This is a genomic window from Citrobacter sp. GW821-FHT02E08 (assembly GCF_059421685.1).
Genome location: NZ_JBWKVL010000014.1, coordinates 38015 through 51346 on the forward strand (window position 1 = coordinate 38015; position 13332 = coordinate 51346).

The 13332-nt window shown below is 51.0% G+C and carries 15 protein-coding genes; 5 read left to right on the top strand and 10 right to left on the bottom strand.

What is annotated here, in order from left to right; genetic code table 11:
• The first annotated feature begins 158 nt into the window (after nt 1-158).
• The 4 genes from pdeR to osmB all read left to right on the top strand — a co-directional run bounded on the left by pdeR (nt 159) and on the right by osmB (nt 3856).
• Nucleotides 159-2150: a cyclic di-GMP phosphodiesterase gene (pdeR, locus tag AC07UY_RS16925; RefSeq protein ID WP_494701649.1), complete on the top strand. Its 1992-nt coding sequence runs from the start codon at nt 159-161 to the stop codon at nt 2148-2150.
• A gap of 177 nt (nt 2151-2327) precedes the next feature.
• Nucleotides 2328-2519, top strand: coding sequence for a YciZ family protein (locus tag AC07UY_RS16930; protein WP_192612377.1), 192 nt, complete (start codon nt 2328-2330; stop codon nt 2517-2519).
• Between the two features lie 97 nt (nt 2520-2616).
• Nucleotides 2617-3369: a DNA-binding transcriptional regulator YciT gene (gene yciT / locus AC07UY_RS16935; protein ID WP_494701629.1), complete on the top strand. Its 753-nt coding sequence runs from the start codon at nt 2617-2619 to the stop codon at nt 3367-3369.
• A 268-nt stretch (nt 3370-3637) separates the two neighbouring features.
• Nucleotides 3638-3856, top strand: coding sequence for an osmotically-inducible lipoprotein OsmB (gene osmB / locus AC07UY_RS16940; RefSeq protein ID WP_162383533.1), 219 nt, complete (start codon nt 3638-3640; stop codon nt 3854-3856).
• Between the two features lie 110 nt (nt 3857-3966).
• Here the strand turns inward: osmB and yciH are convergent, their stop codons facing one another.
• From yciH to pgpB, 5 genes are all read right to left on the bottom strand, one after another.
• Complete coding sequence (gene yciH / locus AC07UY_RS16945; RefSeq protein WP_203361034.1) at nt 3967-4293, bottom strand: stress response translation initiation inhibitor YciH; 327 nt, start codon at nt 4291-4293, stop codon at nt 3967-3969.
• Complete coding sequence (gene pyrF / locus AC07UY_RS16950; RefSeq protein ID WP_494660577.1) at nt 4293-5030, bottom strand: orotidine-5'-phosphate decarboxylase; 738 nt, start codon at nt 5028-5030, stop codon at nt 4293-4295. Before pyrF ends, yciH begins: the two co-directional genes overlap by 1 nt.
• A gap of 187 nt (nt 5031-5217) precedes the next feature.
• Nucleotides 5218-6387 carry a lipopolysaccharide assembly protein LapB gene (lapB, locus tag AC07UY_RS16955; protein ID WP_203361032.1) on the bottom strand — a complete coding sequence of 390 codons (1170 nt, stop codon included), beginning with the start codon at nt 6385-6387 and terminating at the stop codon, nt 5218-5220.
• A gap of 6 nt (nt 6388-6393) precedes the next feature.
• Entirely contained in the window at nt 6394-6702 is a 309-nt protein-coding gene (gene lapA / locus AC07UY_RS16960; RefSeq protein ID WP_203361031.1) for a lipopolysaccharide assembly protein LapA, read from the bottom strand.
• Between the two features lie 150 nt (nt 6703-6852).
• A complete protein-coding gene (gene pgpB, locus AC07UY_RS16965; RefSeq protein WP_494660578.1) occupies nt 6853-7617 on the bottom strand; it encodes a phosphatidylglycerophosphatase B in 765 nt (254 codons plus the stop codon).
• A gap of 195 nt (nt 7618-7812) precedes the next feature.
• On the opposite strand from pgpB, the gene ribA reads away from it, so the two are divergent.
• On the top strand, nt 7813-8403 hold the full coding sequence (ribA, locus tag AC07UY_RS16970) for a GTP cyclohydrolase II (protein WP_490470718.1): 591 nt from the start codon (nt 7813-7815) through the stop codon (nt 8401-8403).
• A 79-nt stretch (nt 8404-8482) separates the two neighbouring features.
• Here ribA and acnA read toward each other — a convergent pair whose 3' ends face one another.
• The 5 genes from acnA to cysB form a co-directional block, all read right to left on the bottom strand.
• The gene (gene acnA, locus AC07UY_RS16975; protein ID WP_494701630.1) at nt 8483-11158 is read right to left on the bottom strand and encodes an aconitate hydratase AcnA; all 2676 of its coding nucleotides are present in this window, start codon (nt 11156-11158) and stop codon (nt 8483-8485) included.
• A gap of 189 nt (nt 11159-11347) precedes the next feature.
• Complete coding sequence (locus AC07UY_RS16980; RefSeq protein ID WP_238929220.1) at nt 11348-11443, bottom strand: hypothetical protein; 96 nt, start codon at nt 11441-11443, stop codon at nt 11348-11350.
• A 255-nt stretch (nt 11444-11698) separates the two neighbouring features.
• Nucleotides 11699-11872, bottom strand: coding sequence for a YciX family protein (locus AC07UY_RS16985; protein WP_494660580.1), 174 nt, complete (start codon nt 11870-11872; stop codon nt 11699-11701).
• Complete coding sequence (locus AC07UY_RS16990; RefSeq protein ID WP_494660598.1) at nt 11873-12031, bottom strand: YmiA family putative membrane protein; 159 nt, start codon at nt 12029-12031, stop codon at nt 11873-11875. It abuts the gene before it with no gap.
• Nucleotides 12032-12338: 307 nt separating this feature from the next.
• Nucleotides 12339-13313 (bottom strand): HTH-type transcriptional regulator CysB, encoded by a 975-nt coding sequence (cysB, locus tag AC07UY_RS16995; RefSeq protein ID WP_192612388.1) that lies wholly within the window; start codon nt 13311-13313, stop codon nt 12339-12341.
• Nucleotides 13314-13332: the final 19 nt, after the last annotated feature.

Here is a 13332-nt window from a genome sequence, read left to right on the forward strand (position 1 = left end):
TTTTGGTTATTTCACTGTAATGAGTATGCATTTTTCTAAATCTGGATTACAAATTAAAATATAAATAAAACAAGATGTTCAGCCATAGTTACCATACAGGATTCATGGCTAACCTTTCGCCTGAAGGCTGTAGTGTTTTAAACGGGACGGTATGCATGATGAAAAACATTCAGGGACAGGTCACTTTGTTTAGCTACCTGGGGACGCACAGCCCTTACTGGCACTTGTCGGAAGATTGCAACATCCTGCACTTATCGGTCACCGAGACGGCACAGTCGGATCAGTCCGTCGAACTCACGCCCGAACAAGCCAACCGCATTCGGGAAATGACCGTGATTACCTCCAGCCTGATGATGACGCTGCCCATCGACGATTACGATCTGTCAGTGCATCTGGTGGGTCGAAAAATCAATAAACGTGAATGGGCAGGCAGCGCATCCGCCTGGCACGATACCCCTTCCGTCGCCCGCGATCTGGTGCAAGGATTATCCTTTGCCGAACAGGTCGTCTCCGAAGCCAATTCCGCCATTGTGATCCTCGATAGCCGGGGCAATATTCAGCGCTTTAACCGTCTCTGCGAAGAGTATACCGGCCTGAAAGAGCACGAAGTCATCGGGCAAAGCATTTTTAAGTTATTTATGAGCCGCCGCGAAGCCGCCGCCTCACGGCGTAACATTGACGGTTTTTTCCGTAACGGTAACTCTTACGAAATTGAGCGCTGGGTAAAGACCCGGAAAGGCCAACGCCTGTTTCTGTTTCGTAATAAGTTTGTTCATAGCGGTAGCGGAAAAAATGAAATCTATCTGATCTGCTCGGGGACCGACATCACCGAAGAACGCCGCGCACAAGAACGTCTGCGGGTGCTAGCCAATACCGACACGATTACCGGACTCCCCAATCGTAATGCCATTCATGAGCTGATCGATGACGCCATTGATAGCGCTGGGGAAAGTCAGGTCGGTATTGTTTATCTCGATCTGGATAATTTCAAAAAAGTGAACGACGCCTACGGACATATGTTTGGCGATCAGCTGTTGCAGGCCGTATCACTGGCGATCCTCAGTTGTCTGGAGGAGAATCAGCTACTGGCCCGCCTGGGCGGTGATGAATTTATCATTCTTGCCACCCACACTTCTCAGGGTTCACTTGAGGCCGTTGCTTCCCGCATTTTAACGCGTTTACGCCAGCCCTTCCGTATCGGCCTGATTGAAGTGCATACCGGATGCTCTATTGGCATTGCGATGGCCCCTCAGCACGGCCACGACAGCGAAAGCGTTATTCGTAACGCTGACACGGCAATGTACACCGCCAAAGAAGGCGGACGCGGTCAGTTTTGCGTTTTCTCCCCAGAAATGAACCAACGGGTTTTCGAATATCTGTGGCTGGATACCCATCTGCGTAAAGCCCTCGAAAGCGATCAACTGCTGATTCACTACCAGCCCAAACTGACCTGGCGAGGCGAAGTTCGCAGCCTGGAAGCGCTGGTGCGCTGGCAATCCCCCGAGCGCGGGCTGATCCCTCCCAGTGAATTTATCTCGTATGCGGAAGAGTCTGGCTTAATTGTTCCGCTGGGGCGCTGGGTGCTCCTCGAGGTCGTCCGACAGGTTGCCGAATGGCGCGATAAAGGGATTCATCTGCGTGTCGCGGTTAACATTTCTGCCCGACAGCTCGCCGATCAGACGATTTTTACTGACCTGAAGCAGGTTCTTAATAAGCTTAACTTTGAGTATTGCCCCATTGATGTCGAATTGACGGAAAGTTGTTTGATTGAAAATGAAGAACTTGCGTTATCCGTCATCCAACAATTTAGCCAACTGGGCGCGCAAATACATCTGGATGATTTTGGGACCGGGTACTCCTCCCTGTCGCAGCTTGCCCGATTCCCGATTGACGCCATCAAACTTGATCACACCTTCGTCAAAGACATACACAAGCAGTCCATCTCGCAATCGCTGGTCCGCGCCATCGTTGCAGTGGCGCAGGCACTGAATCTGCAGGTGATTGCTGAAGGGGTTGAAAGCACGAAGGAAGATGCGTTCTTAACCAAGAATGGCATCAACGAACGGCAAGGTTTTCTGTTTGCCAAACCGATGCCCGCCGCCGCATTTGAACGCTGGTATAAACGGTATCTGAACAAAAAAAGACGCTAGCGTTGGCGCTCAAGGAGACGTTGACCGTACAGAATAAAGGTCATTTCAGCGCAAACCTATCTGTCTGTAATGACAGAAGATATGATATCTCTCACGGGTTGCGAGTAATCCTATTTTTCCCTTCTCTTTTGCGATGATTTTCTGCATCATTAAAATCAAATACATTCCGACGTAAGGATGACAACCATGTCTGATATCGACGCACAACGTGTCGCTGAGCGAATTGATACCGTGCTGGATATCCTTGTCGCTGGCGATTACCACTCTGCCATTCATAACCTTGAAATACTGAAGGCTGAGTTGTTAAGCCAGGTGAAAGACGATGTGGAATCGTCGTCAAAACACCCCAGGTCTCCTTGGGAGATCTAACAATACAGGGCTCCATCTGACGTCGGGCATAACCTGACTCAGACTACGTAGCATTCTTTTACTCCACGGTATGGATACCATTATAAAAATTAAAGCTATGAATTCCCGACAACAATCTATTTTACAAATGGTGATTGATAAAGGCCGCATGAGTGTGGCCGAGCTGGCAAAAATCACCGGTGTTTCTGAAGTGACGATTCGACAGGATCTCAACACGCTCGAGAAACAGAGCTATCTGCGCCGCGCTCATGGTTTTGCCGTTTCACTGGACAGTGAAGATGTTGAAACGCGCATGATGACTAACTACACCCTCAAACATCAGCTCGCCGAGTTTGCGGCTTCTCTGGTCAACCCGGGAGAATCGGTCTTTATTGAAAACGGCAGCAGTAACGCGCTGCTGGCCAGAACGCTGGCTGAACAAAAAGACGTTACGATTATTACCGTCAGCAGCTACATTGCACATTTGCTGAAGGAAACGGACTGCGAAGTGATCCTGCTGGGTGGGATCTATCAGAAAAAAAGTGAAAGTATGGTCGGCCCCTTAACCCGACAGTTCATCCAACAGGTTCACTTCAGTAAGGCGTTCATCGGGATTGATGGCTGGCAGCCTGAAACCGGATTTACGGGACGGGATATGATGCGTTCTGATGTGGTCAATGCGGTTCTCGAAAAAGGGGCAGAGGCCATTGTGCTGACCGACAGTTCTAAATTTGGCACCGTACACCCGTATACGCTCGGTCCGTTATCCAGGTTCAACCGTGTGATTACTGATTCAAAAATCAGCGCTAACGACCAACAGGAACTGGAGCTCGCCGGGTTGACGGTGAACATCATTGAATCCCAGGCCTGACCGCTTTTCAGATGATTTGCCGCCCGGCAAATCATCGCCTCTCTCTGAGATTTTTCCGATCAGCCAATTAAGACTATTTACCTTTAGTAAATGAATCAAAGTCGTAAAATTAATGTTAGCGATATAACAGGAAGTGACTATCACCTGCGTGATAATAGACTACACACCTGCGCAACACGGTTTTACGGAATGCTTCTTTGATGGCCTCTATTTTAGCTATAGTTAAAGAGACTTGCTTCCGTGAATCATTAATTCAGGAGAAAGTATTATGTTTGCAACGAGCAAAAAAATGACCGCCGCGGTTCTGGCAATTACCCTTGCGATGTCTCTGAGCGCATGTTCTAACTGGTCAAAACAAGACCGCAGCACGGCAATTGGTGCAGGCGCTGGTGCAGTCGGCGGCGCGGTCTTAACTGACGGCAGCGCGCTGGGTACGCTGGGTGGTGCTGCTGTGGGTGGTATTATCGGCCACCAGGTGGGTAAGTAATTTACGGTTGACCGGCTCGATACAAAAATACACTATTTCTGACCTGGTCTGACTTAAAATAATATTTACCGCTGCATTTGAAGCCACGGAAAATACCGTGGCTTTTTTCTTTAGCCGCCAGCCAATTTGACTTTCATTCCTTTGGCTTCCAGCAACGATTTAATCAGGTCGCGCTTATCACCCTGAATTTCAATGACACCCTCTTTCACCGCACCGCCGCAACCACATTTTTTCTTCAGTTCAGCGGCCAGTTTTGTCAGCTCAGCATCATCCATATCAATACCGGTAATCAGGCAAACGCCTTTACCTTTACGACCGCTGGTCTGACGCTGAATACGGACAATGCCATCACCTTTAGGACGCTCAGGCGCCACCTCTGGCTCATTAATACGGCCAGTGTCTGTTGAATACACCAGACGACTGTTGGAATCGTTCATTATGCTCCTCGTTTCAGAGACGCGTTGATGGCTTTCAGGGTTTGCGCAGGGTCTTCTGACTGCGTCACCGGACGGCCAATCACCATATAATCCACACCCGCAGACATCGCCTGTTCCGGGGTCATAATACGACGCTGATCGCCAGCATCACTCCCCTGAGGACGGATACCCGGCGTCACCAGTTTAAACGCTTGACCAAACGCCTGCTTGAAGCGTACGGCTTCCTGCGCTGAACAGACTACACCGTCCAGACCACAGTTTTGCGTTAAACGCGCCAGCCGTTCTGCATGCTCTGCAGGTGACAACGTCACGCCGAGATCAAGCAAGTCGCTCGCTTCCATACTGGTCAACACGGTTACCGCAATCAGCAATGGCGCGTCTTTGCCAAAAGGTGTTAATGCCTCACGTGCGGCGGTCATCATTCGCGCCCCACCCGAAGCGTGCACATTGACCATCCACACGCCAAGTTCTGCTGCGGCAGCAACCGCATGGGCGGTGGTATTGGGAATATCGTGAAATTTCAGGTCGAGAAAGATATCAAACCCACGCTGTTGCAAGTCACGAACGAGTTGCGGCCCGAAGAGCGTGAACATCTCCTTGCCCACTTTCAGGCGGCAATCACGGGGATCGATTTTGTCGACGAAAGCCAGCGCTTTATCACGATTATTATAATCCAGGGCAACAACGACAGGAGAATCAGTAGCAGCGCGAGAAGAAGATGAAGCAGTAAACGTCATGACCAGACCTTCTTATGATGGGCGCCGGGTGTGGCGCGAAATAGGTAAACGGCGTGCATTCTACCCGCGAGAGGCTCAAATTAACAGGCGCGTTTGCATTCCTGTCAGACCCCGTTGCACGATTGCCGGAGGTTGCGGGATGAAAAACAACAAGGATGTTGTAACTAAAATGAGATTTTTTTTAAAACTACTGGCCGTCAAGACCGCGAATAGGCTTGATGGTCGACCACGCACGGCAGGAAGGACAGTGCCAGTACAGCGTATACGCCGTGAAGCCGCACTTCTGGCAGCGATAACGGGGTTTACTGCGCACCTGTTCGCCGACCATATCGCGCAGCACCATCAGACTCTCTTTGGCGCGCCCTTCTTCTGCTTCATTTAGGTGGTAATCCATCAGTTTGTGGAATACGCGCATCGTAGGATGACGCTGCAACTGACGGGTGATATAGACCTGAGCGACATCATTGCCTTCGCGCCCTTCCAGAATATCAGCCAGCATTAATTCCGCAGCGGCGCCGGTGTTCTCTTCTACTGCCCGACGTAAAAACTCAGCCCATTCGTCATTCTTCCCGAGCTGCTGGTAGCAGGTTTGCAGCATTTCCAGCGTTTCGCTTACCAACTCTTTATCCTGAGAGATGACGCGCTGCAGGCACTCAACCGCTTTGGCATAGTCGCCATTTGCCATGTAGACCCGCCCCATCATAATCGAGACTCTGGCGCTATTTTTGTCTGCCGCGGCACCTTTCTTTAACAGCGCCATAGCACGATCCATATCGTCACTGCCCATCTGTTGCAGTGCTAACTCGCAGTAGAAATGGGCAATCTCAATACGCTGTTTATCCTTGCCAAGTTTCACCAACCGTTCCGCCACGTCGATCGCTTTTTGCCAGTCGCTGGTCGCCTGGTAGATTTGCAGCAACTGCTGCAACGCGCTGATACGAAAGTCGGTCTCATCTATCAGTTGGGTGAACATGTCTTCAGCACGATCGTACAGCCCTGCCGCCATGTAATCACGGCCAAGCTGTTGAATCGCCAGCAGACGCTGTTCATAGCTTAGCGATGCGCTTTCCATCAAGGTTTGGTGAATACGAATAGCCCTGTCGACTTCGCCACGTGAGCGAAACAGGTTTCCGAGGGTGAGATGAGCCTCAACGGTGCCGGTATCCTCTTTTAGCATATCGAGGAACAGGTCCACCGCTTTGTCCTGTTGGTTACTCAGGAGGAAGTTAACCCCAGCGACATAATCGCGAGACAAGCGGTTAGCTTCATCCTGCTTTGTTTGTTGCGCACTTCTGCGACCCATATACCAGCCATACGCTGCCGCTACAGGTAAAAGCAGAAACAACAACTCCAACATAAATGATTATTCCTTCGCAACCGACGAATCGGGAGTTACCGCAACGTCGGTCGCAGGTGCAAGCTGGTTTTCCAGTCGTTTAATTTTACGTTCTGCACGCGTCAGCGAAACGCGAACACGCAGCCAGAACAGACCGCAGATCAGCCAACCAATGGCAAAACCTGCGGCAAATAAGACGGCAAGCAAGGTAGAGATACGATACTCGCCCTGAGCCAACAGATAATTAAACGTCACCTGTTGATCGTTTTGCGCACCCAATGTTACCGAAATAACAAAAATCGCCAACACCAGTAAGAAAATGAGTAAATATTTCACATTACTTCCCGTTATGTGGTTTGAGCGAATAAATCGTGTTCAACTTACCGCATTCATCCTGTTAAATTACCATTTTCACGACGAGTGCGAAATGGAAAAGCGCCCTGCCAACAAATGATTTAAGGGCAAATTACGGAAAATCAACCACGATCAGTCTTCTTGTTCACGTTCAGCTATCTCACGAACCTCTTCCACTGGCGGCGTTAAAGGCCCGCACAACCGTTGCGCCAGCCAGGTCGCCAGCGTAACCAGAAGCCAGGATATCACGGTCGCCACCACTAAATCGCGAGGCCAGTGCATCCCCAATACCATCCGGCTCCCCATCACGCCAGTCGCCCAAACCAATAACAGCGCAATCGTCAGGGTTCGTCTGCGGGGCCATAACAGCCCCACGGCCAGCAATGCCCAACTGGCCGCAAACATCGTGTGTCCGGAAGGAAATGCGAAACCCGTCTCTTTTTGCCAGTGTTTGCGTAAAAAGCTCGGAATATCATGCTGTCCGGACAGCTGTTCTTTCACTAAGTTACCACGTTCTTTACGCTTTAAAGTGTAGAACTCATCAACAGGAATATGGTGCGTTTTTTCCAGCCAAATGACAAACGGACGGGGTTCCTGTACGCGTTCTTTGACCCAGGATTTTATTCCCTGCCCCAGCATAATCGCCGCCGCAAGGATCGCAAATAGCATAATGGCCGCTTTGAGGCGAAAGCGTAAACACCAAAGAAACCAGACGCACAGAATCACATGGGTGATAATTCCCCAGGGCTGAGTGACTGTTTCAGTTACCCAGTATAGGGCTTTTAACCACCAGACATTGTGTCCCGGTTGCCAGGTCCAGCCCGATATCCATACGGTAACAGGCATGGCAAGTAACAATGCGGCACCGACAGTGGTACGTTTGGCGATAGAAAGCATGAACTCTCCCCTTTGATAAGTCTCGCAATCATAACCGAAAATGACGTAGGTCGGGAAAATTGACAAATTTGTGCCATTCCAAATTCGAACGCACGACAGTCATTAGGTGAAGTCCGTCGGCTTATGGCAAAATAGACCGATACAGAAGCCAATAGGCGACGGCACGTCAGGTGCCAGCATAATCTGGAGAAATACATGCAGCTTAAACGTGTGGCAGAAGCCAAACTGCCAACCCCATGGGGCGATTTCCTGATGGTGGGATTTGAAGAACTGGCAACCGGACACGATCACGTCGCGCTGGTCTATGGCGATACTTCAGGGAATACACCGGTCCTGGCACGAGTCCATTCTGAATGTTTAACGGGTGACGCGCTGTTTAGCCTGCGCTGTGATTGCGGATTTCAGCTCGAAGCCGCGCTTTCGCACATTGCGGAAGAAGGTCGCGGTATCCTGATGTATCACCGCCAGGAAGGACGTAATATCGGTCTGCTCAATAAGATTCGCGCGTATGCGTTGCAGGATCAAGGCTATGACACGGTTGAAGCCAACCACCAGTTAGGTTTTGCTGCAGATGAGCGTGACTTTACCCTCTGTGCGGATATGTTCAAGTTGCTGGGCGTGGATGAAGTTCGCCTGCTCACCAACAATCCGAAGAAAGTCGAAATCCTGACCGAAGCCGGCATCAATATCGTTGAGCGTGTGCCGTTGATTGTCGGGCGTAACCCGAAAAATGCGCACTATCTGGATACCAAAGCCGCCAAAATGGGCCATTTGCTGGATGAGTAAATACCCGCCTTGCGCGGTCCGGTAAGTAAAGCCCACTCTTACTGGGGAAAAGCCTGCGTGAGCAGGCTTTTTTGATCGTTTAGTGCAGCATATTACGAATCACGTAGTGCAGAATGCCGTCATTCTGGTAATACGTTAACTCGGTTGCCGTATCAATGCGGCATCGACAAGCAACCACCTCAGTACTGCCATCCGCCCGGGTCAGAGTGACCGGAATCGTCGCGCCTGGTTTCAGCTTTTGCAGATCCGCAATATCGATGATTTCCTCACCGGTTAGCCCAAGCGTTTTACGGCTCACGCCTTGCGGGAACTCCAGAGGCAAAATCCCCATCCCAATCAGGTTCGAACGGTGGATACGCTCGAAGGACTCCGCAATCACCACGCGGATCCCCAGTAACCGTGGCCCTTTTGCCGCCCAGTCACGACTAGATCCTGAGCCGTACTCCTTCCCGGCGATAATCGCCAGCGGGGTTTTCTCCTGTTGATACTGCATCGCCGCATCGTAGATCGCCACAACGTCGGAGCCCGGTAAATGACGCGTCATTCCACCTTCAACCCCGGGCACCATTTCGTTACGAATACGAATATTGGCAAATGTGCCACGCATCATCACTTCGTGGTTGCCGCGTCGCGAACCGTAGGAGTTAAAGTCTTTACGCTCTACGCCACGCCCTTGCAGATAGCGCCCTGCCGGGCTGTCCGGCTTGATGCTCCCGGCGGGGGAAATGTGGTCGGTGGTGACAGAATCACCCAGCATGGCGAGAATACGCGCTCCATGAATATCTTCAACCGGATCAGGTTGAACCTGCATCTCGTCAAAGAAGGGCGACAGGCGAATATACGTTGAATCCTCTTGCCAGCCATAGGTGTCTGAGCGCTCAACCTCAATGGCTTTCCATTCCGGCGTGCCTTCAAAGACTTCCGCGTACTCTTTGCGGAACATCTCCGTTGAGACCTGTGCAACGGCGCGGGCAATTTCTTGTGCCGACGGCCAGATATCTTTCAGATAGACCGGATCGCCTTTTTTGTCATGACCCAGCGGATCTTTCACCAGATTAAGGTTCATATTCCCGGCCAGCGCATAGGCTACCACCAGCGGCGGTGACGCCAGCCAGTTGGTTTTCACCAGCGGATGGATTCGACCTTCAAAGTTGCGGTTGCCTGAAAGCACTGCCCCAACGGTCAAATCCCCTTTTTTAATGGCGGTTTCGATAGGATCGGGCAACGGGCCGGAGTTACCGATACAGGTGGTGCAGCCATAGCCCACCAGGTTGAATCCAAGCTCGTCGAGATACGGCGTAAGCTTCGCCTTTGCCAGATAGTCGGAGACCACTTTTGAACCGGGCGCCAGCGAGGCTTTAACCCAGGGTTGGCGTTTCAGTCCCAGCGTCACCGCTTTTTTCGCCAGTAACCCTGCGGCCATCAATACGCTAGGGTTTGAGGTATTGGTACAGGAGGTGATGGCGGCAATCACGACCGCGCCATCCGGCAACTGATATTGATGACCGTTCAGAGCATAATCAACAGGCTGCCGGTCTTTCTGCGCCGTGTTCAGTTCCAGTGCGCTACTGGCGGCAAAGGCTTTCGGTACATCGCCCAGAGCGACCCGGTCCTGCGGACGTTTCGGTCCCGCCAGGCTCGCTTCAACCTCGCCCATGTCTAATTCCAGCGAACTGGTGAACACCGGTTCATCGCCCGTGTTGCGCCACATGCCCTGCGCTTTCGCATAGGCTTCCACCAGCGCCACCTGTTCGTCGCTACGTCCGCTTAATTTCATGTAATCCAGGGTGACGGCATCAATCGGGAAGAAGCCACACGTTGCCCCATATTCAGGCGACATATTGGCGATAGTTGCCCGATCGGCCAGCGGCAACGAATCCAGCCCATCGCCGTAGAATTCAACGAATTTGCCCACCACACCATGCTTACGCAACATTTGCGTGACCGTCAGCACCAGATCAGTGGCGGTAATACCTTCCTGCAATTTACCGGTCAGTTTGAATCCCACCACATCAGGGATCAGCATCGACACGGGCTGGCCCAGCATCGCCGCTTCCGCTTCGATCCCTCCGACACCCCAACCTAATACCCCCAGTCCATTAATCATGGTGGTATGTGAATCCGTTCCCACCAGCGTATCCGGATACGCCACCCACTCGCCATCCTGTAACTCACTCCAGACCGCTTTACCCAGATATTCCAGGTTCACCTGATGGCAAATTCCGGTTCCTGGGGGGACCACGCTGAAGCGGCTAAACGCCTGCTGCCCCCAGCGCAAGAAGACATAGCGTTCGTGGTTACGCTCCATCTCGAGCCGGACGTTTTCCTCAAACGCGCCCTCATCGCCAAAATGATCAACCGTGACCGAATGGTCAATCACCAGATCAACGGGAGACAGCGGGTTTACTTTGGCCGTATCGCCCCCCAGACGTTTGACCGCCTCGCGCATAGCGGCGAGATCGACCACTGCCGGCACACCGGTGAAATCCTGCATCAGAACACGGGCCGGGCGATAGGCAATTTCACGGTCAGCATGGGCGTTTTTCAACCAGCCCGCCAGCGCCCGCATATCCTCTTCCGTGACCGAGTCTCCATCCTGCCAGCGCAGGAGGTTTTCGAGCAGAACCTTTAATGATTTGGGTAAACGGGTGATATCACCCAAAGATTTGGCTGCCAGCGGCAGGCTGTAGTAATGCAACGTTTTGTCTTTGACCTGTAGCGTGTCCTTACTGGCCTCTCGTAGGGTTGACGACATAGCTCCTCCTTAATAACAGGGTTTGCGAAACCCGGATTCTCCTCAGGGTTAGTATTAAAGATAACACAAACAAAATGTAACGTTTTGATAACAACCCGAATTGATAAAAGAGGAGGAAACTTGCAGGAGGGAGTCAACACAAGACAATGCCCGACGGCATGGCGCTATCGGGCATTGAGAAGAAGGAAATTAACGGATCACGAACCCCAACAATGAGGCCCAAAATAACAGCGAGACGAAGAACGTGCTTAGCCATGACCAATATTTAACACTGCCTGTTTGCATAAGCGACACCTGCATTTGTTCAGAGAATAATATGCTCGTCGTACTTCAAGCGACCTGCGCTGCGACCGCGTTTACCCACCTCAGACACCGACGGTAGTAAGCCCCAGGGCTTCTGTCATCTGGCGCGATACGGTAATTCGAACCCGGTAAAATTAACTGAGATTCTCCCAGCGCGATATTGCTGTGGTGCAGAAATAATGACAGCTCAGGCTATTAATAATCTGAACTAAAAAGTGAGAATAAGAATTTTATCGATTATTTTTTCTGTTGCTCATCATCCGCAAATGAATCAATAAATGCCTGCTGCTGTTGCGTCAGATTCCAGGACTCCGGAATTTGCGTCACGCATCCCGTTGCTGTTTCTTTCTCGTCATCACAATGCGGAAGTTGTTTTGACAAGGCTGACTGCTGTTCTTGTGTGACCATCATTTATCCCCACACTTTCCAGATCAACAGCGCAACCGCAACCCAGAACAGTGCTGAGCCAACAAAAACCACGAGCCAGGCTTTGCGTTTCAGCTCAGGGTCTCGGCGTGGTTCCTGGTTTCCAGACGGCATTGCTAACCTCATACAATCGACATCACTTATTGTTTTAGCACCAAACGATTGATGCAACTAATCATCAGATGAGACAAATCCTAAAGAAACTTTAGTCAGAAATCCAGCGAATTTACGCATCGTTTCCAGTGAATAAATCAATCTTTTGACACGAAATAAATATTTGAAGGGTGAAATTTGCGAGGCAGGGAATTTATAACTACTTTACGACCTCATTACCTTGAATATTATGCGGTTACTATTTTCAGGATCGTTGATTCAATTTCCAGGCCGATATATCCGGCATTATTTTGGTATCCCCCACTAACAGGAGATACCAAAAACAGCACCTTCGCGATTACTTCTCAGGCAGTTTAATATCGTTAAACATGGCTTCGATTTCCTCATTAGAACGTAATGCCACTGCGGTATCTACCACATCACGCGTCAAATGCGGCGCGAAACGCTGAATAAAATCATACATATAACTGCGCAAGAATGTGCTACGACGAAAACCGATCTTGGTGGTGCTGTGGCTGAAAATATCATGCGCATCAACACGAACAAGGTCAGGATCGGCAATAGGGTCCACCGCCATACTGGCAATCACCCCAACCCCCAGCCCCAGCCTGACGTAGGTCTTGATAACGTCCGCATCCGTTGCAGTAAAGACAATACGCGGGGTTAAGCCGGCACGCGTAAACGCGGTGTCCAGCTCAGAACGCCCGGTAAAACCGAAGGTGTAAGTCACCAGCGGATATTGCGCCAGCTCTTCAATCGAGACCGATGATTTCGCTGCCAGCGGATGCTCCGGAGTCACGACAATAGACCGGTTCCAGTGATAGCACGGCAGCATGACCAGATCGTCGTACAGATGCAGCGCCTCGGTGGCGATGGCGAAATCCGCATTGCCTTTGGAAACCGCTTCCGCAATTTGGGTTGGTGACCCCTGATGCATATGCAACGACACGCGTGGATAGCGCTCGATAAATCCTTTGATGACATTTGGCAGTGCGTAGCGTGCCTGAGTATGCGTGGTGGCGATATACAGCGAGCCTTTATCGGGCCATGTATGCTCCCCGGCTACCGACTTGATTGCATCAACCTTTGACAACACCTCACGCGCGATGCGAATAATTTCCTGCCCTGCCGGAGTGACTTGCGTAAGATGTTTCCCGCTGCGGGCAAAAATCTGGATACCAAGCTCATCTTCCAGCATACGAACTTGTTTACTGATGCCCGGCTGGGAGGTGTAAAGTCCTTCTGCTGTTGAGGAGACATTAAGGTTGTGATTAACCACCTCAACAATATAGCGAAGCTGCTGTAATTTCATGTTAGCCATCCAGATTTGT